Here is a 20,111-nt window from a genome sequence, read left to right on the forward strand (position 1 = left end):
GCCCACTGGCGCCATTGGAAAAGCAGCACGGGAAGAACCTTTGATTGCAGCGCGAACCGGCCGAAAAAACAAATTCATTTATCAAATGAATAAATGCAGAAACATGCTGAATAAATCGGCCGGCGATGACTTGCGGGGCGGTTGTGATCTTGCGCATGTCGTCTATGTTGGCGGACAACCGGGCTGTTGGTCTTACAATAACTCACCGTAGAATCATCGCTCGCTCCTGGCGCTGGCGGCCGCACCCGGCGCCGGCACCATCACTAGACCCGAGACACATGACCCGAGACCCCCGCCTGACCCTCAACGCACGTCAACAGGAATTGCTCGAGTGGGTGCAACGCGACGGCTTCGTGACCGTGGATGACCTGGCTGCTCACTTTGACGTCACGCCGCAAACCATCCGGCGCGACGTCAACTGGCTGGCCGACATGAATCTGCTGCGCCGCTACCACGGCGGCGCCAGCCTGCCGACCAGTTCCGAGAACGTCTCGTACACTGCACGGCAACGGATGTTCCACGACGAGAAGCGGCGCATTGCGGCGCTCGTGGCCACGCATATCCCCGATCAGGCATCGCTCTTCATCAACCTCGGCACGACTACCGAGGAAGTGGCGCGCGCGCTGAACCGCCATCGGGGGCTGCGCGTGATCACCAATAACCTGAACGTCGCCAGCATGATGAGCGGCTATCCGGACTGCGAGGTGCTGGTCACGGGCGGCATCGTGCGGCCGTGGGACAAGGGTATCGTGGGTGAACTCGCGATCGATTTCATCCGCCAGTTCAAGGTGGATTTCGCGATCATCGGCACATCGAGCATCGAAACCGACGGCACTCTGCGCGACTTCGACACCCGCGAAGTGCGTGTAGCCGAGGCGATCATCGAGCACGCGCGCACGGTGTTCCTCGCTACGGATCATTCGAAGTTCGGCCGGCCGGCGCTGGTCCGCCAAGGCCATCTGAACCAGATCGACGCGCTCTTCACCGACGCAGCGCCGCCCGCCGACATGGCCGAAACGCTGGCTACGGCCGGCACCCAGGTTTACATCGCCGAGTGAGAGCGGGTGGGGGCAACTCACCCGCGCCTATCAGCTGGCCGATTCCGCCAGTCGCCGCACATCCGGACCATTTGCTGCACCGCACGCGAAACCTCGAGTGAAATCAAGGATTTGCCCGCCCATCCAGACCGCCCCTCAAGCCTTCAATTGTCAAATGGAAAATTTTCAGGGGCCGATTTGGCGTTCAGTGTGCGGTTGACTACACTCCAGTTCCCCGACGCCATTTTCGATGCGCGCCGGTCGTGACCTCTGTCACTCCCGCCTGATCCTGTAGCGGATTGCGCTGCGCCCCGCCATCGCGCCGGCGCAGCCGCCCACGCGGCAGTCCGCGTTACGCTTGACATGGAGAGAACGATGCTGAGTCCGCATGAATTCGCCACGTTGTTGCTCGTAAAGGATGCTCCCAATCAGGTCGATATGGATCGGGAGGAGCTGGATGCGCTGCTCGAACGACAGCTTGTACAACTCGAAAAGCTTGCCTCCGGACTCAAGCAATGGCGCATCACCGACATCGGCGATACGGCGATCCGGGCAATCAAGCGTCTCTCATAGTGCGCCGGGGTGTTCCGGCGCGTGATCTTATACAAGCAAGGATTCGCGGGCGGCGCAGTGCGCCGCCCGCAGCGACCAAACGCGTGCCGTGTACCGGTGCGCGCCAGTTAAGCCCAGAAACTCCACGTTGGGACTCATTTTCGTCATTGGTTGTGCCGTGTTGATTTACGCAGTAAATTGACGCGATGGACCTCTGCGCCATCCGGCATGCCAAAAACACTCTCTGACGAAGACATTCACCAGTTTCGCGAAGCCATGCGCCGCGTCGCCGAAGACGCGTTCGCCACCCGTGGCGCGCAAGGCGTGACGATGCGCGAGCTGGCCAAGGAACTGGGCTGCAGCGCGATGACGCCCTACCGGTATTTCCGCGACAAGGAAGAAATCCTCGCGATGGTGCGCGCCGCGGCCTTCACACGCTTCGCGCAGCGGCTAGAAGCGGCCGCACAGGCTGCCGAACCCGCCCGCCAGGGAACGGCGCTCAGCGAGGCCTACGTGACGTTCGCGCTCGATGAACCTCATGCGTATCGTCTGATGTTCGATCTCGCACAACCGGATGAGACCACCCACCCCGGACTGGCCGCCGCGTCGCAGCGCGCCTGGCGCATCCTCGGCGCGCATTTCGAGCCGCTCGTGGCGGCCGGGCGCCTGGAGGGCGATCCGCGCCTGATCGCCTATGCCTACTGGGCGGGTCTGCACGGCTTTGCGATGTTGGCGCTCGCTAACAAATTACCGCTGCCAGCGGATCAGCATCCTCCGCTGGAGGACGCAGCAAACGCGGCGCTCACGCGCGAGGCCGTGCTGGCCCAGCTTCGCAAGATGCTATGGCGCGGCGCACAGCCTCAACCAGCACCGTAGTAACCACTCACCTCTTAACCACTGCGGAGCGTCGGATCGACCGCTGCGCGCCAGCTAATCGCCTTCGCGCGCTGATCGAGGAAAAACGCCACCCATTGATCACGCGCCTGCGGATCGCTGCTGGTGCCGAGCGTCGTGTAGTGCTGCGCGATCGCCCCCTGGAAGGCGCAGTAATCCGCCGTCGAGACCTTGCCGTGCCGATTGGCGACATAGGCATCGTAGAAAGTCGTGTAGACCGACTGCGCGTCATTGCCGTAATCCACCGGCGCCGCCGGGCTGCAGATCTGCTGTAGCGCTGCAAACGACGGCGCACCGAAACTGCCGTTCAGACTCGGCGTACCCACGCAACCCGCCAGCAGCGCCGTCACACTGATTGCCCACAATCCCCGCATGTTTCACCTCGAGTTGGCTAATGCCTTGAGTATCGTCGGTGCCGATGCGTCGCGCTACTACCCAGGACATACGCTCAGTCAAGTCGAACTTTACTTTTTCGATTATGTTCATTAAAGTTCGAAAACGAACACTATCAGTTCGATAGCTTTCTTCTTTACATGTCGTAGGGGACACAGCAGGTGACGCAAGGCTCTAGATACGATTTGCTCGTCGTGGGCGGCGGGATCAACGGCGCCGGCATCGCTCGCGACGCCGCGGGGCGCGGCCTGTCCGTGTTGCTCTGTGAACAGGACGACCTGGCGGCGCATACGTCGTCGGCCAGCACCAAGCTGATTCACGGCGGCCTACGCTATCTCGAGTACCGCGAGTTCGGCCTCGTGCGCAAGGCGCTGCAGGAACGCGAAACACTGCTGCGCGCGGCGCCGCATATCATGTGGCCGCTGCGCTTCGTGATGCCCCACATGCCGAACCTGCGGCCGGCCTGGATGATCCGCGCCGGCCTGTTCCTTTACGATCACCTCGCCCGCCGCGAACTGCTGCCGGCCTCGCGCGGCATCGACATGCGCCGCCATCCAGCAGGGGCGCCGCTGATCGAATCGATCAAGCGCGGCTTCGTGTACTCGGACGGCTGGGTCAACGACGCACGCCTCGTCGTGCTCAATGCGCTAGACGCGCAGGAAAACGGCGCCGCCATCCTCACCCGCACCAAGCTCGTCAGCGCCGTGCGCGCCGGCGGCGAATGGCATGCGAAACTGCGCCGCGCCGACGGCACGCTGCTTGAAGTGCGCGCCGGTTCGATTGCGAACGCAGCGGGCCCGTGGGTCGGCGAACTGCTGCACGGCGCGCTCGGCCGCGACGCGAACCATAGCGTGCGCCTTGTCAAGGGCAGCCACATTGTCGTGCCGCGCCTGTTCGAGCACGATCACGCGTACATCTTCCAGAATCCGGACAAGCGGATCATTTTCGCGATCCCTTACGAGCACGACTACACGCTGATCGGCACCACGGATATCGAATACCGCGACGACCCCGCCAAAGTGGCGATCAACGCCGACGAAACGCAATACCTGTGCGAATCGATCAACCGCTACTTCAAGCAGCAGATCTCGCCGCGCGACGTGCGCTGGACCTACTCGGGCGTGCGTCCGCTGCTCGAGGAAGAAGGCGCCGACAATCCCTCGGCCGTGACGCGCGACTACCGTCTGGAGCTTGACGCACCCGCCGGTGAAGCGCCGCTGCTGTCGGTGTTCGGCGGCAAGATCACCACCTTCCGCAAGCTTGCCGAAGAAGCCGTCGACGAACTCTGCCGCGCGCTGCAGAATCCCGCGCCGGCGTGGACTGCCGGCGCGGCGCTGCCCGGTGGCGATATTCCGCAGGCCAATTTCGAACGCTTCCTCACGCAGCTCAAGCAGCAATACGGCTGGCTGCCCGCCGATCTCGCGCATCGCTACGGCCGTGCTTACGGCACGCGCGCAAAGCACGTGATCGGCGAGGCGCGCTCGCTCGACGAGCTGGGCCGCGCCTTTGCCCCGGGGCTGTATGAAGCCGAGCTACGCTATCTGCGCGACGTCGAATGGGCCCGCAGCGCGCAGGACGTGCTGTGGCGGCGCTCGAAGCTCGGTCTGCATGTCGAGCCGGGCACGCTGGAAAGCGTCACACAGGAGATCGACGGCTGGTTTGCCCACTCGCCCGCCGCGCTCGAGCGTGCACCGCTCAAGCAGGCGGCCGCTGGGGAGCACGCATAAGCAGAGTGCATAAGCAAGACGCATAAGCAGCACGGCGAGCCCGCCGCAGGTGTATTTCGTACAACGCATCAATAGCACCCGTAACGCAGATAGCACCAATAGCATCGCAATAACACCGTATTCCGGCCTGCCGATCGGCAACCGGAATGCACAAAGCCACGGCAGTTGCAGTAACCCAAAACAACAAGCCGTTCCCGTCGCCGGATCGTTAGTCCTGCGACTCATAACATGGAGAAGAGACAATGCCGGATCAGTACATCCTCGCGCTCGACCAAGGCACAACCAGTTCGCGCGCCATGCTTTTCGACCGTCAGGGCAACATCGTTTCGACGGCACAGAAGGAATTCCAGCAGATCTATCCGCGTCCGGGCTGGGTCGAACACGACCCGCAGGAAATCTGGTCGACCCAGGCGGGCGTCGCCGCCGAGGCCGTGACCCGCACGGGATTGAACGGCACCTCAATCGCCGCCATCGGCATCACCAACCAGCGCGAAACCACGATTGTGTGGGACCGCGAGACCGGCCACCCGATCTATAACGCGATCGTCTGGCAAGACCGCCGCACCGCCGACTTCTGCGACGAGCTCAAAGCCAAGGGGCTCGAAGCAACAGTCCGCGCGAAGACCGGCCTGCCGATCGACGCGTATTTCTCCGCGACGAAGATCCGCTGGATTCTCGACAACGTCGAGGGCGCACGCGAAAAGGCCAACCAGGGCCGCCTCGCCTTCGGTACCGTCGATAGCTGGCTGGTGTGGAACTTCACCAAGCACGAACTGCACGTCACCGACGTGACCAACGCGTCGCGCACCATGCTCTTCAACATCCACACGCTGCAATGGGACGACGAGCTGCTGCAGGCGCTCGACATTCCGCGCAGCATGCTGCCGGAAGTGCGTGCATCGTCGGAGATCTACGGCCACAGCAAGACCACCGTGTTCGCCTCGAAGATCCCGCTCGCCGGCATCGCGGGCGACCAGCAGGCCGCGCTGTTCGGCCAGATGTGCACGCGCTCGGGCATGGTGAAGAACACCTACGGCACGGGTTGCTTCCTGATGATGAACACCGGCGAAAAGCCGATCGAATCGAAGAACAACCTCGTGACCACGATCGCCTGGCAGATCGGCGACCAGATCAACTACGCGCTCGAAGGCAGCATCTTTATCGCGGGCGCCGTGGTGCAGTGGCTGCGTGACGGTCTCGGCATCATCAAGAGCGCCTCCGAAATCGAATCGCTTGCGCGCACCGTGCCGCACGGCGACGGCGTGTACCTCGTCCCGGCTTTCGCGGGCCTTGGCGCACCGCACTGGAACGCTCGCGCACGCGGCACGCTGTTCGGCGTCACGCGCGGCACGACCTCGGCGCATATCGCCCGCGCCGCGCTCGATTCGATCGCCTACCAGTCGGTCGACGTGCTGAAGGCCATGGAAGCCGACTCGGGTATTCGCATCGGCGAGCTGCGTGTCGACGGCGGCGCTTGCGCCAACAATCTGCTGATGCAGTTCCAGGCCGACATTCTCGGCGTGGACACGGTGCGTCCGAAGATCAGCGAAACCACGGCGCTCGGCGCAGCGTATCTGGCGGGTCTGGCTGTCGGCTACTGGAAGGACGTCAACGAAGTGCAGAGCCAGTGGGCACTCGATCGCCGTTTCACGCCGGATATGGAGCCGCGCGAGGTCACGGAGAATCTGGCGGGCTGGCAACGTGCGATCCGTGCCGCCAAGGCATGGGCCGACACGCCCTGATCGGTCAAGGTCATCGTGTATAGGTTCTGTAGAGCCTATACACCTCGACAAAAACCGCTCGGCCCTGTAATTTGCCGCGCACCTGATTATTCATTGACGCCGAGAGACCGCTTGTACAACGGTCTCCCTAAAAAATAAATTTCGGAGAACCAATCATGTCACCTTACATAGCCGAATTCATCGGCACAGCCATGCTCGTTCTGCTCGGCAACGGGGCCGTTGCCAACGTGCTGCTCGCCCGCACCAAGGGCAAGGGCGCCGACCTGATCGTTATCGTGATGGGCTGGGCCATGGCGGTCTTTATTGCGGTCTTCATTACGGCGTCGTTCAGCGGCGCCCACCTGAACCCGGTCGTGACCATCAGCCTCGCGCTGGCCGGCAAGTTCGCCTGGAGCAAGGTGGCCGGCTATATCGCCGCGCAGATGCTGGGCGGCATGGCAGGCGCGGGCCTGGTGTGGATGGCGTACCGTCAGCACTTCGAAAAAGAGCCGGATGCCGACATCAAGCTGGCCACGTTCTGCACGGCGCCCGCCATTCGCAGCGCCCCGCACAATTTCCTGACAGAAATGATCTGCACGTTCGTGCTGATTCTCGGCGTGCTGTATCTGGCTTCGCCGCAGGTCGGTCTGGGTGCGCTGGATGCCCTGCCGGTGGGCCTGCTGGTGCTCGGCATCGGTATTTCGCTCGGCGGCCCGACGGGCTATGCCATGAGCCCGGCGCGCGATCTGGCGCCGCGTCTGATGCACGCGCTGCTGCCGATCCCCGGCAAGCGCGACAGCGACTGGCGTTATGCCTGGGTGCCGGTGCTGGGTCCGCTCGCCGGCGGTGCGGCGGCTGCGTGGCTTTATCTGCACATGCATTGAGAAGAACCGCGGACAGGAGCGAACAGGTCGCGCAGAGCCCAACAAAGCACGTATGATGATGCTTTCAGTTTGCGCACGGACCGAAAGGTCCACGCTCCTCTCGCTCCCTGTTCCGGCATGCTCGATCATCTTATCTGTGACTGCGACGGCGTTCTCGTCGACAGCGAAGTTATCGCTGACCACGTACTTCTTGAAACGCTCTCGGCCACCTTCCCCGGCCTCGACTTCACCAGCGTCGTAAAAACGGCGTTCGGCCAGCAGACCTCGCGCTTTCTCGAAGGCATCGAGGCATCGTTCGGCATTACCCTGCCGGAGAATTTTCTGGAAACGGTCGAGCACAACGTCGAACTGGCGCTGGGCTCGAAGCTGAGCGCCGTGGGCGGCGTGCGCGACGCGCTGCAACGCGTGTCGCTGCCGGCGGCAGTTGTATCCAATAGCCGCATGCAGCGCGTGCAGGCTTCGGTGCGACGCGCCGGGTTGCAGCAGGTGTTCGGCGAACGCGTTTTCAGCGCCGAGCAGGTGTCGCGGCCCAAGCCGTACCCTGACGTGTATCTGTTTGCCGCGCAGCAGTTGGGGGTGGAGCCGGCCAAGTGCCTCGTGATCGAAGACAGCGTCGCCGGACTAAATGCGGCGCGTGCGGCCGGCATGAAGACCATCGCCTTCGTCGGCGCGAGTCATATTCCGGATGGGTATGCGGATGCGCTCCGCAAGATGGGCATGACGCGAATCATGCAGCACATGGATGAACTGCCCGCGCTCGTAGAAGCAGGCGTGCGCGGTGAGTTTGCGGACGTGCAGTCGTAGTAGTACGCAGAAGCACTCGCGCGGGATGATGCGAGTTAATGTACGTCCCGCGACACATCCCTCTACGCAAAATGCAAAACCCGCGCTGGCAAAGCGCGGGTTTTGCAGGTCATGTTACGTACAAACCGCTACGGGCCGCTCAAACCTCGTCTGCGCAGCACTCGCGCGCCGCGGCCAGCGCCTCACGGAATTCCACCAGCTCGGCGATCGTCAGAATCGGCAGATTGTGTTGCGCAGCGAAGCGCTCCACATCGGCGCCACGCGTCATCGTGCCGTCCGGGTTCATCAACTCGCATAGCACGCCAGCCGGCTTGAGGCCGGCCAGAATCGCCAGATCGACCGTGCCTTCCGTGTGGCCGCGCCGCGCCAGCACGCCGCCGGGCATCGCGCGCAGCGGGAACACGTGGCCCGGGCGGACGATGTCGGCCGGCTTCGCCGTGTCGGCGATGGCGGCGCGTATCGTCGTCACGCGGTCGGCGGCGGAGACGCCGGTCGTCACGCCTTCACGCGCTTCGATCGACACCGTGAACGCCGTGCCGTGACGGCTCTCGTTGTTGACGGCCATCGGCGGGAGTTCAAGTGCGCGAATCTTCTCGTCGGGCAGGCACAGGCAGACAATGCCGCTGCACTCGCGAATCAGCAGCGCCATCGTCTCGTTGGTGAGACGCTCGGCGGAGACGATCAGATCGGCTTCGTTCTCGCGGTCGTGGTCATCCTGCAGGACGACGGCGCGGCCATCGCGCATAGCCTGTAATGCGGCGGCAATGCGCGGCGGAACCGGTTCGGTCGCAAGCAGGGGGAGATCGGCGAATGCACTTTCCGCAATCGTCGAAGGGGCAGGAAAAGTAGTCAAGGACATGTGAAACGCTCTCGCAAAAGTTGGGCGAAAAACGTTTCAGGGCATTGCAAACAGGCAGCACTCGCCCCGCCGGGCGCTCCAGGGGAACGACCCTGCTCCGCTCAGGCCATCGAGCAGCGCAACGGGGACCGACATGACTATCTGCACATCTTCTTCCATCCGGACTGTGACCGTCGGCTCTGGCATCGCACCAGATCTGCTGACCCCGCAACAACAACGCGGGCGCTCGCGGGCTCACTGGCAAGCGCGATTGCGCTGCCGGCATACCGCCGGTGGGGAATTTCACCCCGCCCTGAAGACGCACTGATTGCCGGAAATTCCGGCAGGGGAAGCATACAACAGCCGCGCCCGTTCTGCAGCGCAGCAGTCGTGGATTAGAACGGCGCCTCGCTAGCCGTCAGACCGGCGCCGCATGGCGCGCCGGGTCGTGCGGCACGTCCCAGCGCGGCGGCGTTTCGGCATTCAGCGTGACGCGAAACGCGCGCGCCTCGGTGTCGCCGGGATTGCGCAAGCTATGCGGCTGATCGGCGTCGAATACGATGGCGTCGCCCGTGGCCAGCAACTGGCGCTGATCGTGCACGCTGACTTCCAGCGTGCCTTCGCTCACCACCAGATTGACCGTGGTGCCCGGCGCGCGGCGCACGCCCGGCTCGGTATGCAGCGGCGCGATGCGCAATTCGTGAAACTCGGCAGTCGCTGGCTCCGCATCGGGATACAGCGGCCGGGCCGAATAACGGCCGTTCGAGCTGACCAGGCGCGTCGCCCGGTCGGCGGGCAGATGCTCGAAGCCGTTGGTGGCATGGCGGCGCAGAAACGCGGCAACCGAGACCTTCAGCGCCGCCGCGACCTTACACAGCACCTTGATCGACGGCACGCTGCGGGCCGACTCGATCTGCGCCAGCATGGCACGCGAGACGCCCGAAGCGCGAGCCAGCGCGTCGAGCGACAACTGCCGTTCGGCCCGCAGACGGGCTAGATTGACGCCGACCAGATGTTCCAGTGCGTCAAAGGGTTCCGCGGCCCGCGACCCGTCGTTAGCATCGAGTGTGGCATCGCGAACCAGCGCAAGCGGTGAATTCATGAGTACCTCCAGTAGCGCCGCCAGATGGCGGGCAAAGGGTTAGTGGAGGCAAGATAGCATTGCGATTCGCTACGCCCAACGAAGTTATCTTCACACTGTTATCAGTATTGCGGAGGACGATTCCGGCAAAGCTTGTGCCGAATTTTCATATGGCCTGGCCGCTGACCGCACGCTTGCCGGCCGGCGCATCCGTGCGGGCTGCAAACCATGTCAGCAGCAGTGCCGCGAGCGACACCACCGCGGCGACCCACGGCAGTGCATCGAGCCCCAGGCCGTGACTGATGGCGAGGCCACCGAGCCACGCGCCACCCGCATTACCCAGGTTGAACGCGCCGATATTGAGCGTCGACGCCAGATTCGGCGCCGCCGTCGCCTTTTCGACCACGCGCATCTGCAGCGGCGGCACCGTGGCGAACGCGGCGATCCCCCACACGAAAATCGTCGCCGCCGCGGCCACCTGCGAATGACTGGTGCGCGTGAAAACCGCCATGACGACGGCAAGCGCCAGCAAAATCCCCATCAGCGAGGGCATCAACGCGCGGTCCGCGAGCTTGCCGCCGATCGTATTGCCGAGCGTCAACCCCACGCCGAACAGCACCAGAATCAGCGTGACGCCGCGCGGCGAGAAACCGCTCACCTGCTCGAGAATCGGTGCAATGTAGGTGAACACGACGAACACGCCACCGAAGCCGACAATCGTCATCGCCAGCGCCATCCACACTTGCGGGTCCTTCATGACGCGCACTTCGTGCATCAGCCCGGCCGGCCCTGTGTCGTGCCGGTTCGGCACCAGCGCCGCGACGCCCGCCAGCGAGACCACACCGAGCGCGGCGACGACCCAGAACGCCGTGCGCCAGCCGAACTGCTGGCCGATGAAGGTGCCGAACGGCACGCCGAGCACATTGGCGAGCGTGAGACCGGTGAACATCAGCGCAATCGCACTGGCGCGCTTCTCCTGCGGCACGAGCGAGGCCGCCACCACCGCGCCGATGCCGAAGAACGAGCCGTGCGCAAACGACGTCACGACGCGCGCAATCATCAGCACCGAGTAGTCCGATGCCACCGCGCACAGCACGTTGCCGACGATAAACACGCCCATCAGCAACTGCAGCGCGAGCTTGCGCGGCATCTTGCTGGTCACCACCGCCAGCAGCGGCGCGCCGACCGCGACGCCCAGCGCATAACCGCTCACCAGCAAGCCGGCAGACGGGATCGAGACCGCCAGATCGCGCGCCACCTCGGGCAGCAAACCCATGATCACGAACTCGGTCGTGCCAATGGCAAAGGCGCTGATCGCCAGCGCAAGAAGGGGGATAGGCATCGCAAGACTCCAGCCGCAAAATTTCGGTAAGCGGATTGTCGGCCTCGCCCATCCATTTGAGAATTGGCGTAGCATTTGAATCATTTTCAAATTGTTTCGAACAATCTATGCCCATGGATAACCTCGGCGACGTGCGCCTGTTCGTCGAAGCCGCGCAGTTGGGCAGCCTCTCGGCGGCGGGCCGCAAGCTCGGCCTCACGCCGGCCGCCGCCAGCGCGCGGCTGACGAAGCTCGAAACCGGCCTGAAGGCGCGCCTGTTCGAGCGCACCACGCGGCAGTTGCGCCTCACCGACGAAGGGCGTCTCTACCTCAACTGCTGCCGCCAGGCGCTGAAAGCGCTCGACGACGCGGAAGCTTTGCTGCAGGAGGGGCAAAGCGTGGTGCGCGGCAAGGTGCGGATTTCCGCCACCTCCGATTTCGGCCGCAACCTGCTGATGCACTGGCTCGACGAGTTCAACGAGGTTTATCCCGAGGTGAGCTTCGCCCTGACGCTCTCGGATTCGCTGTCGAATCTGGTGCAGGAAGACATTGATCTCGCCATCCGCTTCGGCGTGCCGCAGGACAGTTCGCTGATCGCCCGGCCGCTCGCACCGAACCGGCGGGTGCTGTGCGCCGCGCCGGAGTATGTCGAGAAGCACGGCGAGCCCAAGGACCCGCTCGATCTGGCGCGATTTGATTGCATCGTGCTCGGTACGGCGTCCGGCCCCGTCAACGAATGGCACTTCACGCGCGGCGACGAGGTTCAGCACTACACCGTGCCGCTCGAGACCGCCCGCGAAACCAATGACGGCGCCGTCGCCCGCGAATGGGCGCTGCGCGGCTACGGAATTGTGGTGAAGTCGATGTGGGACGTGGAAGCGGACCTGCGCTCGGACGGGCTCAAGGTGCTGCTGCCCGACTGGCGCTACCCGGACGCGCCGCTGCACGCGCTATACCACCGCAACCGCTACATGGCGCCGCGCGTGCGGGTGCTGCTGGACTTTCTGAGCGAGCGTTTCGCGCTGGTTTCGGACGAACTGGAACGCCTGCTGGGCCTGCCGCAACTGCGTCCGCAGAAAAAACCCGCATCCGGCGAAGGGCTATAATGTTGCACTACGCTGAGAACGTGCCGCCCGGCTACCCCACGGCTTCATCCGGCCTCGCGCCGCGCCCTGGCCCGCGCATGTTGTCGCCTCTCTTCACTCTTTAAACGACGCCCCCAGATTAACCACTGCGACCGGCGAAATTCGATGATCAAGAAAGTTTATGTAAAGACCTACGGCTGCCAGATGAACGAGTACGACTCCGACAAAATGGTCGACGTACTCGGTGCGGCTGAAGGCCTCGTCAAGACCGACACCCCGGAAGACGCGGACGTCATTCTGTTCAACACCTGCTCGGTGCGCGAAAAAGCGCAAGAGAAAGTCTTCTCCGAACTCGGCCGCGCGCGCGAGCTGAAAGAAGCGAATCCGAACCTGATTATTGGCGTGGGCGGCTGCGTGGCGAGCCAGGAAGGCGCCTCGATTGTCGCGCGTGCGCCGTATGTGGACGTGGTGTTCGGCCCGCAGACCCTGCACCGTCTGCCGCAGATGATCGACAAGCGCCGTGAGAGCGGCCGCGCCCAGGTCGACATCTCGTTCCCGGAAATCGAAAAATTCGACCATCTGCCGCCGGCCCGTGTCGACGGCCCGAGCGCCTTCGTCTCGATCATGGAAGGCTGCAGCAAGTACTGCAGCTACTGCGTCGTGCCGTACACGCGCGGCGAGGAAGTGTCGCGTCCGCTCGACGACGTGCTCACCGAAATCGCCGGCCTCGCCGACCAGGGCGTGCGCGAAGTCACGCTGCTCGGCCAGAACGTGAATGCCTACCGTGGCGGCCTCACGCTCGGTTCGTCCGAGATCGCCGACTTCGCGACGCTGATCGAATACGTCGCGGATATTCCCGGCATCGAACGCATCCGCTATACCACGTCGCATCCGAAGGAATTCACGCAGCGCCTGATCGACACGTACGCAAAGGTGCCCAAGCTCGTGAGCCATCTGCACCTGCCGGTGCAGCACGGCTCCGACCGCATCCTGATGGCCATGAAGCGCGGCTACACCGTGCTCGAATACAAGTCGGTGATCCGCAAGCTGCGTGCGATTCGCCCGGACCTGTCGCTGTCCACCGACATGATCGTCGGTTTCCCCGGCGAGACCGAGGAAGACTTCGACAAGATGATGGCGCTGGTTCACGAGATGAAGTACGACACCAGCTTCTCGTTCATCTACAGCCCGCGCCCCGGCACGCCGGCAGCCAATCTGCATGACGACACGCCGCGTGAAGTGAAACTCAAACGGCTGCAACATCTGCAGGCTACCATCGAAGAAAACGTCGCCCGTATCAGCGAGTCGATGGTCGGCAAGGTCGAGCGGATTCTGGTCGAGCGTCCCGCGCGCAAAGACCCGAACGAACTCGCCGGCCGCACCGAAAACAACCGCGTGGTGAATTTCCCGGTGCCGCTGGCATCGCACGCGCGGCTGATCGGCCAGATGGTCGACGTGAAAATCGTGCAGGCGTACCCACATTCGCTACGCGGCGAACTCGTACTGGTGCACGACGAGATGCATGACGGCTCGCCGGCCACCACCCATTAAGCGCACTAAAACCGACAGGATCGATCCACCGCCTTGAAGACCACCCAGCAGCATCTGGAATTCACCGCACCGCGCGAAGACAACGCGCGGCTTGCCAACCTCTGCGGACCGCTCGACGAAAACCTGCGGCAGATCGAGCAGGCGCTCGATGTGACGCTGCAACGCCGCGGTCACCGGATTTCGATCCGCGGCCGGGGCGCCAAGCTGGCGCTCAGCGCCCTGGAAAATTTCTACAACAGCGCGCGCGATCCGCTGTCGGTCGACGACATCCAGCTTGCGCTCGTCGAGGCGCGTCATCCGGCGCGCAACCGCCCGAACGGCACGGATAGCACGGATGCGCGCTTTCGCCACGACCCCGACCATCCGTTCGACGAACCGGCCGACACCGGCGACGAAGACCTTGAAGAACTCGGCCCGAAGCTGTACACGCGGCGTGCGGATCTGCGCGGCCGCACGCCGGCACAGCGTGAATATCTGAAACAGATCGTCTCGCACGACGTGACATTCGGCGTGGGCCCGGCGGGCACCGGCAAGACGTATCTGGCGGTGGCCTGCGCGGTGGACGCGCTGGAGCGCGACCAGGTCAAGCGCATCGTGCTGACGCGCCCGGCCGTGGAAGCGGGCGAGCGCCTGGGCTTCCTGCCGGGTGACCTGGCGCAGAAGGTGGACCCGTATCTGCGCCCGCTGTATGACGCGCTCTACGACCTGCTCGGCTTCGACAAGACCGCGAAGATGTTCGAGCGGCAGATGATCGAGATCGCGCCGCTCGCCTACATGCGCGGCCGCACGCTGAATCACGCGTTTATCATTCTCGACGAAGCGCAGAACACCACGCCCGAACAGATGAAAATGTTCCTCACGCGGATCGGCTTCGGCTCGAAGGCTGTGGTGACCGGCGACACCACCCAGGTCGACTTGCCGCGCGGCCACAAGAGCGGGCTGATCGAAGCGCAGCAGGTGCTCTCGGACGTGCGCGGCATTGCACTCACGCGCTTTACCAGTGCAGACGTGGTGCGCCATCCGCTGGTGGCGCGTATCGTGGAGGCTTACGACGCGCACTCGCAGAAAAACGTGAGTCCCGCCGATGCCCGTTGAATCAGCCATGCCGCATCGCAAAGAGCTGCGCATTCGACCGTTAAAAACGCTACAGCACCAAGACGCATGAGCCGCGCCCCGAAACTGACGTTAAACCTGCAATTCCCCGCCGCCAAGGCCTGGCCCGAGCATAAGGCGGTTCTGCCGCGCGCCACGGTTGCGGGATGGGTCAAGGCGGCCCTGTTCGCCGATGCGGAACTGACCGTGCGCTTCGTCGACGCCGAGGAAGGCCGCACGCTGAACCGCACCTATCGCGGCAAGGATTATTCGACCAACGTGCTGACCTTCGCCTACGCCGAATCGGAAGACGATCCGGTGACCGGCGATCTGATCCTGTGCTGCCCGGTGGTCGAGAAGGAGGCGGCCGAGCAGGGCAAGACACTCGCCGAGCATTATGCGCATCTGCTGGTGCACGGCACCCTGCACGCGCAAGGCTACGATCACGAGGTGGAAGAAGAAGCGCAGGAAATGGAAGCCATCGAAACCGAAATCCTGGCCACACTCGGTTTCAGCGACCCATACCAATAGCTCACCTCCCGCTTAACCACACCAACCACGCACCGTGAGCGCCCCCTATTCCGTACCCGACGAGCGTCCGCCCTGCCCCGGCTATCCGCCTTCGCTCGGCGAATCGCGGCTGCTGACGGACGAGGAACTGCGCGTCTCGCTCGAATGCACCCTGCGTGACTGGGACCGCACAAGCGATCTCTGGCTGTTCGGCTATGGCTCGCTGATCTGGAATCCCGGCATGCCGACGGTCGAAGCAACGCGCTCCAAGGTGCATGGTTACCACCGTGGCCTGTATCTGTGGTCGCGCGTCAACCGCGGCACGCCAGAGCAGCCGGGCCTCGTGCTGGCGCTCGACCGCGGCGGTTCGTGCACCGGCATTGCGTTCCGGCTCGCCGCCGACGGCGCCATGCCGCATCTGGAGACGCTATGGCGCCGGGAAATGGCGATGGGCTCGTACCGGCCCGCCTGGCTGCCGTGCAACCTCGCCGACGGCCGCCGCGTCGACGCACTCGCCTTCGTGATGCGCCGCGACGTGCCCACCTACACCGGCAAACTGGCCGACGAGGTGGTGCAGACGGTGTTCGGCTGCGCCAGCGGCCGCTACGGCACGACGCTCGACTACGTGAGCCGCACTGTCGCTGCGCTGCGCGAGTGCGGCATGCCGGACCGCGCGCTGGAGGCGCTGCTGGCGCGCTGCCGCGAAGCGGAAAGCGACGGCGGCTAGCCAGGTCACCCGTCGCCGCTGTAAGGCGAATCCAGTCTTACACCCGCCTTGCGTCGCGAATTTTTGCTCCAGCGCCCCTCGAACGGCGTTATCCGTTAGCATTGAACCAGGCCCTGCGCACGCGGCGCCACCGCCTGTCTCGCCGGCGCGTCCGCCGGGACACGGTGCTGCCATGTGCGTGGTGTATCCTTAACGCTCTGCAACAGCGCGCCCAGACTTGCCGGGCGCACCACCATGAACGACACGTATCCCAGTCGACACCGAACTAGCGACAAACCTCAGGAAAAACGCTCCCTGCTTGAGCGTCTGACCGACTTCATCTCGCCCGAGCCCGAATCTCGCGGCGAACTTCTGGAAATCCTCCAGGACGCGCACGAGCGCAACCTGATCGACGCGGATTCACTGTCGATGATCGAAGGCGTTTTCCAGGTCTCCGAACTCTGCGCGCGCGACATCATGATCCCGCGCGCCCAGATGGACGCGATCAATATCGCGGAAACACCGGCGGAGTTCATTCCATTCGTGCTGGAAAAAGCGCACTCGCGCTATCCGGTCTACGAAGGCAATCGCGACAACATCATCGGCGTGCTGCTCGCCAAAGACCTGCTGCGCTACTACGCCGAAGAAGAATTCGACGTGCGCGGCATGCTGCGCCCTGCTGTGTTCATTCCGGAGTCCAAGCGCCTGAACGTGCTGCTGCATGACTTCCGCGTGAACCACAATCACATTGCCATCGTCGTCGACGAATACGGCGGCGTCGCGGGCCTCATCACGATTGAAGACGTGCTGGAACAGATCGTCGGCGACATCGAGGACGAATACGATTTCGACGAGGAAAGCGGCAACATCATCGCCTCGCCGGACGGCCGCTACCGCGTGCGGGCACTGACCGAGATCGAGCAGTTCAACGAAACGTTCGGCACGCAGTACTCGGACGAAGAAGTCGACACAATCGGCGGGCTCGTGACGCATCATTTCGGGCGCGTGCCGCATCGCGGCGAGAAGGTGCGCATCGACGACCTCATCTTCGAAATCCTGCGCGGCGACGCGCGGCAGATTCACATGCTGCTGGTGCGCCGCGATCCGCTTGCGGGCCAGCGCGAGCGCGACGCACAGCACGTGCAGACCTGACCTCTTTCCCTCCCCTTAAGACGACCACGCAATAATGGCCGACCCGATCACTTCCCGTCTGCGCCGTAGCGTGGCGTCCACCGTTGCGCAAGCGCCGGTCCGAAGCTTGCCTCGCTGGCATTACCTCGTCGCACTCCTTGCGGGTGCGGTGAACACGTTGTCGTTCGCACCGACGCCGCATGGAGGCTGGCTCGAAGTGGTGGTGTTCGCGTTTTTCTTCGCGTGGCTCACCCGCACGAGCGGGTGGAAGAGCGCAGCGCTGACGGGCGGCGCATTCGGGTTTGGCAACTACGTTACGGGCGTGTGGTGGCTGTACGTCAGCATGCATCACTACGGCGGCATGCCTGCGCCGCTGGCGGGCGCGGCGCTGGTGTTGTTTTCGCTCTACCTCGCGCTCTATCCGGCGCTGGCGGCGGGTGTCTGGTCGTTCTGCGCCGGGCACGCGCAAAACGGCGTGCGCGATGACCAACCGTTTTCGCCTACGTGGCACGGCGCGTTTGCGTTCGCCAGCGCGTGGGCGCTCGGCGAATGGCTGCGCGGCTATGTCTTCACCGGATTTCCGTGGCTCTCGAGCGGCTATGCGCAAGTTGATGGGCCGCTCGCCGGATTTGCGCCGATTGCGGGCGTGTATGGTGTGGGCTGGATGCTGGCGCTGGTGGCAGCGCTGATCGTGCAGGCGCTGGTGCGCGTGCGTGAACCTGTCGAGGCCGCCAAGGGCGCCTCGCGCGCCGGCCGCGTGCTGCCGGCGGCCGTTGTGGCAGTGGCGCTGATCGCAGCCGGCATGCTGCTGCCGCTTGTAGCGTGGACCGTGCCGGCCAACGCGCCGCTGAACGTGCGCCTGCTGCAAGGCAACGTGAAGCAGGAAATGAAATTCGAGCAGGCCGGCATGGTTGCCGCCATTAACGAATATCAGCAGATGATTACCGCGAAGCCGGCCGACCTTGTGGTGACGCCGGAAACCGCGATTCCGGTCATCATCCAGGAACTGCCGGAGCCGTTTGCCTTGGCGGTGCGCAAGTTTGTCGATTCAACTGGTACATCGGTGATTTTCGGTGCGATTGGCGGAACCATTACGCCGGAAGGCAGGCTGGTCGACTATACGAATAGCCTGTTCGGCATCACGCCGGGTTCGCACGAACTGTACCGCTACGACAAGCATCATCTGGTGCCGTTCGGCGAATTCGTGCCGTGGGGCTTCCGCTGGTTCGTCAACATGATGAATATTCCGCTCGGTGACTTTTCGCGCGGAGCGCCGGTGCAGAAGCCGTTTCTTGTGCATAACCAGCCGGTTGCCGTCGATATCTGTTACGAGGATATTTTCGGCGAAGAGATTGCGCGGTCGATTCGTGACAATGCTACGCCGGCAGGGGTGCTGATCAATTCCACCAACCTCGCCTGGTTCGGCGACACGATCGCGCTCGATCAGCATTTGCAGATTGCTCGGATGCGTTCGCTGGAAACGGGGCGGCCGATGTTGCGGGCGACGAATACTGGCACGACCGCGGCTATCGATGCGCACGGAAAGGTGCTGGCGCGGCTTGCGCCTTATACGGTTGGATCGATTGATGTAACCGTGCAGGGGACTACCGGCAACACGCCGTATGTGACGAGTGGGAATAACACTGTGCTGGCGGTTTCGTTGCTGTTGCTCGCGTTCGGGTTTGCGTTTGGGCCGGGGATACGGAGAAGGAACGGAGAGGGGTGAGTGGGGTGGCGCTCTGGTTGAAAGAGCGCCTTTTTTGCCCAATCTTAAGACCTCAAAGCAGAGCCTCCAGACCCTTGCGGTCCACCAGGCTGAGCAGTTTCAGCGACGGGCCGTTCGGCCGCTTCTGCCCCTGCTCCCACTTCTGAACTGTCGAGGCGCTGGTGTTCAGGCATGCCGCGAACACCGCCTGGCTGGCCTTGCTGCGCTGGCGCAGCCGCCTGATCTGCGCAGCGCTGTAATCCTTCACCGGTGGCAGGCATAGCGCATCGAACTCCCGCATCGTAACCGCATCCATCGTTCCGGCCCGGTGCAGCCCGTGCGCTGTTTCGTGCAACGCCTTCAACAGTTTGTCACTCATCGCTCTTTATCTCATGCAACTCGCCCGCCCGCAGCGCCTGGGCCAGGCTACGCTCGTCATAACCGAGCAGTTGCGACGCCAGCAGTTTCAGCGTCAGCAGTCCCTTGTGGCTCACATTCGCCCGCTCGTTCTTTGCAAACCCGAACACGAAGAAGGCCCGCTTACCCGTCCGAAACGCCAACAACGTGCGCAGTCCGCCGCGCTTACCCCGTCCGTCGACACCGACCCGCTTCTTGAACACATTCGCACCCAGATTCGCGTCGATCAGACCCCGGTCCATTTCTTCCACTGCTCCCAGCAACGCCGCATCGACCAAACCTTCCCGATCGGCCCAGCGGGCAAACAATCTGGTCTTGAAGACCCGCATACCACTCCTACCCTACGGTTTAAATTATAGCACTCAGTGCTATAGATTGCCTGCGCGAGCGCCGTCCGTGTTCAAGTCCCCGCACACCCCTCTGCGTGGGACCGGCTGTGTAGCCCAGCTGCGGACAACACATCGCAGCTGGGCTAAACCTTCCAAAAAAACATAAAACTTAGATTTACTTAATATTTCAGAAAGATATCGAATCGCAATTGAAGCGTCTATCAGGCGACTCCGACGTCGCGCGGGACAATCCGCACATAAGCGTCCGTTAGACCACCATCCATGAAGTTGGGCTCCCAGGTCTTTCGTGCCTCAAGACTGCCGCTCCCCACC

At 63.5% G+C, this 20,111-nt stretch carries 20 protein-coding genes and 1 riboswitch; of the genes, 14 read left to right on the forward strand and 6 right to left on the reverse strand.

The annotated features are described in order from the left end of the window. Window positions 1–278 precede the first annotated feature (278 nt). The 3 genes from FFS45_RS23575 (at window position 279) to FFS45_RS23585 (ending at window position 2,465) form a co-directional block, all read left to right on the forward strand. Window positions 279–1,058 (forward strand): DeoR/GlpR family DNA-binding transcription regulator, encoded by a 780-nt coding sequence (locus FFS45_RS23575; RefSeq protein WP_137957039.1) that lies wholly within the window; start codon window positions 279–281, stop codon window positions 1,056–1,058. Window positions 1,059–1,412: 354 nt separating this feature from the next. Continuing rightward, on the forward strand, window positions 1,413–1,610 hold the full coding sequence (locus FFS45_RS23580) for a hypothetical protein (RefSeq protein ID WP_171029726.1): 198 nt from the start codon (window positions 1,413–1,415) through the stop codon (window positions 1,608–1,610). A gap of 207 nt (window positions 1,611–1,817) precedes the next feature. Continuing rightward, the gene (locus FFS45_RS23585) at window positions 1,818–2,465 is read left to right on the forward strand and encodes a TetR/AcrR family transcriptional regulator (RefSeq protein ID WP_137957041.1); all 648 of its coding nucleotides are present in this window, start codon (window positions 1,818–1,820) and stop codon (window positions 2,463–2,465) included. Between the two features lie 14 nt (window positions 2,466–2,479). Here the strand turns inward: FFS45_RS23585 and FFS45_RS23590 are convergent, their stop codons facing one another. Continuing rightward, complete coding sequence (locus FFS45_RS23590) at window positions 2,480–2,857, reverse strand: hypothetical protein (RefSeq protein WP_137957042.1); 378 nt, start codon at window positions 2,855–2,857, stop codon at window positions 2,480–2,482. Between the two features lie 180 nt (window positions 2,858–3,037). Between FFS45_RS23590 and glpD the strand changes: the two genes are divergently transcribed. The 4 genes from glpD to FFS45_RS23610 all read left to right on the forward strand — a co-directional run bounded on the left by glpD (window position 3,038) and on the right by FFS45_RS23610 (window position 8,012). Beyond that, a complete protein-coding gene (gene glpD, locus FFS45_RS23595; protein WP_137957043.1) occupies window positions 3,038–4,603 on the forward strand; it encodes a glycerol-3-phosphate dehydrogenase in 1,566 nt (521 codons plus the stop codon). 242 nt (window positions 4,604–4,845) lie between these two features. Continuing rightward, a complete protein-coding gene (gene glpK, locus FFS45_RS23600) occupies window positions 4,846–6,345 on the forward strand; it encodes a glycerol kinase GlpK (protein ID WP_137957044.1) in 1,500 nt (499 codons plus the stop codon). Between the two features lie 155 nt (window positions 6,346–6,500). Then, window positions 6,501–7,208, forward strand: a complete 708-nt coding sequence (locus FFS45_RS23605) for an MIP/aquaporin family protein (RefSeq protein ID WP_137957045.1) — start codon at window positions 6,501–6,503, stop codon at window positions 7,206–7,208. Window positions 7,209–7,325: 117 nt separating this feature from the next. Further along, window positions 7,326–8,012, forward strand: a complete 687-nt coding sequence (locus tag FFS45_RS23610) for an HAD family hydrolase (protein ID WP_137957046.1) — start codon at window positions 7,326–7,328, stop codon at window positions 8,010–8,012. A 139-nt stretch (window positions 8,013–8,151) separates the two neighbouring features. Here the strand turns inward: FFS45_RS23610 and ribB are convergent, their stop codons facing one another. The 3 genes from ribB to FFS45_RS23625 all read right to left on the reverse strand — a co-directional run bounded on the left by ribB (window position 8,152) and on the right by FFS45_RS23625 (window position 11,273). Next, on the reverse strand, window positions 8,152–8,871 hold the full coding sequence (ribB, locus tag FFS45_RS23615) for a 3,4-dihydroxy-2-butanone-4-phosphate synthase (RefSeq protein WP_137957047.1): 720 nt from the start codon (window positions 8,869–8,871) through the stop codon (window positions 8,152–8,154). Window positions 8,872–9,014: 143 nt separating this feature from the next. After that, window positions 9,015–9,175: riboswitch (FMN riboswitch) on the reverse strand. Window positions 9,176–9,268: 93 nt separating this feature from the next. Continuing rightward, window positions 9,269–9,952: an XRE family transcriptional regulator gene (locus tag FFS45_RS23620; RefSeq protein WP_137957048.1), complete on the reverse strand. Its 684-nt coding sequence runs from the start codon at window positions 9,950–9,952 to the stop codon at window positions 9,269–9,271. Window positions 9,953–10,097: 145 nt separating this feature from the next. Beyond that, on the reverse strand, window positions 10,098–11,273 hold the full coding sequence (locus FFS45_RS23625; RefSeq protein WP_137957049.1) for an MFS transporter: 1,176 nt from the start codon (window positions 11,271–11,273) through the stop codon (window positions 10,098–10,100). A gap of 113 nt (window positions 11,274–11,386) precedes the next feature. Here FFS45_RS23625 and FFS45_RS23630 point away from each other — a divergent pair, with 113 nt between their 5' ends. The 7 genes from FFS45_RS23630 to lnt all read left to right on the forward strand — a co-directional run bounded on the left by FFS45_RS23630 (window position 11,387) and on the right by lnt (window position 19,053). Further along, window positions 11,387–12,358: a LysR family transcriptional regulator gene (locus tag FFS45_RS23630; protein ID WP_137957063.1), complete on the forward strand. Its 972-nt coding sequence runs from the start codon at window positions 11,387–11,389 to the stop codon at window positions 12,356–12,358. Window positions 12,359–12,502: 144 nt separating this feature from the next. Then, the gene (gene miaB / locus FFS45_RS23635; protein ID WP_137957050.1) at window positions 12,503–13,888 is read left to right on the forward strand and encodes a tRNA (N6-isopentenyl adenosine(37)-C2)-methylthiotransferase MiaB; all 1,386 of its coding nucleotides are present in this window, start codon (window positions 12,503–12,505) and stop codon (window positions 13,886–13,888) included. 33 nt (window positions 13,889–13,921) lie between these two features. Continuing rightward, a complete protein-coding gene (locus FFS45_RS23640) occupies window positions 13,922–14,983 on the forward strand; it encodes a PhoH family protein (RefSeq protein WP_137957051.1) in 1,062 nt (353 codons plus the stop codon). Window positions 14,984–15,049: 66 nt separating this feature from the next. Further along, the gene (gene ybeY, locus FFS45_RS23645; RefSeq protein WP_137957052.1) at window positions 15,050–15,511 is read left to right on the forward strand and encodes an rRNA maturation RNase YbeY; all 462 of its coding nucleotides are present in this window, start codon (window positions 15,050–15,052) and stop codon (window positions 15,509–15,511) included. A 34-nt stretch (window positions 15,512–15,545) separates the two neighbouring features. Next, on the forward strand, window positions 15,546–16,217 hold the full coding sequence (locus tag FFS45_RS23650; protein ID WP_137957053.1) for a gamma-glutamylcyclotransferase: 672 nt from the start codon (window positions 15,546–15,548) through the stop codon (window positions 16,215–16,217). A gap of 234 nt (window positions 16,218–16,451) precedes the next feature. Continuing rightward, window positions 16,452–17,348, forward strand: coding sequence for a transporter associated domain-containing protein (locus FFS45_RS23655; protein WP_137957054.1), 897 nt, complete (start codon window positions 16,452–16,454; stop codon window positions 17,346–17,348). 34 nt (window positions 17,349–17,382) lie between these two features. Then, the gene (lnt, locus tag FFS45_RS23660; RefSeq protein WP_137957055.1) at window positions 17,383–19,053 is read left to right on the forward strand and encodes an apolipoprotein N-acyltransferase; all 1,671 of its coding nucleotides are present in this window, start codon (window positions 17,383–17,385) and stop codon (window positions 19,051–19,053) included. 52 nt (window positions 19,054–19,105) lie between these two features. Here lnt and FFS45_RS23665 read toward each other — a convergent pair whose 3' ends face one another. Together FFS45_RS23665 and FFS45_RS23670 are read right to left on the reverse strand one after the other, a co-directional pair. Continuing rightward, on the reverse strand, window positions 19,106–19,411 hold the full coding sequence (locus FFS45_RS23665; protein WP_137957056.1) for a DNA-binding transcriptional regulator: 306 nt from the start codon (window positions 19,409–19,411) through the stop codon (window positions 19,106–19,108). After that, window positions 19,404–19,778, reverse strand: coding sequence for a type II toxin-antitoxin system RelE/ParE family toxin (locus FFS45_RS23670; protein ID WP_137957057.1), 375 nt, complete (start codon window positions 19,776–19,778; stop codon window positions 19,404–19,406). Before FFS45_RS23670 ends, FFS45_RS23665 begins: the two co-directional genes overlap by 8 nt. Between the last annotated feature and the right edge of the window lie 333 nt (window positions 19,779–20,111).

The organism is Burkholderia sp. 4M9327F10, assembly GCF_005503145.1.
GTDB lineage: Bacteria > Pseudomonadota > Gammaproteobacteria > Burkholderiales > Burkholderiaceae > Paraburkholderia.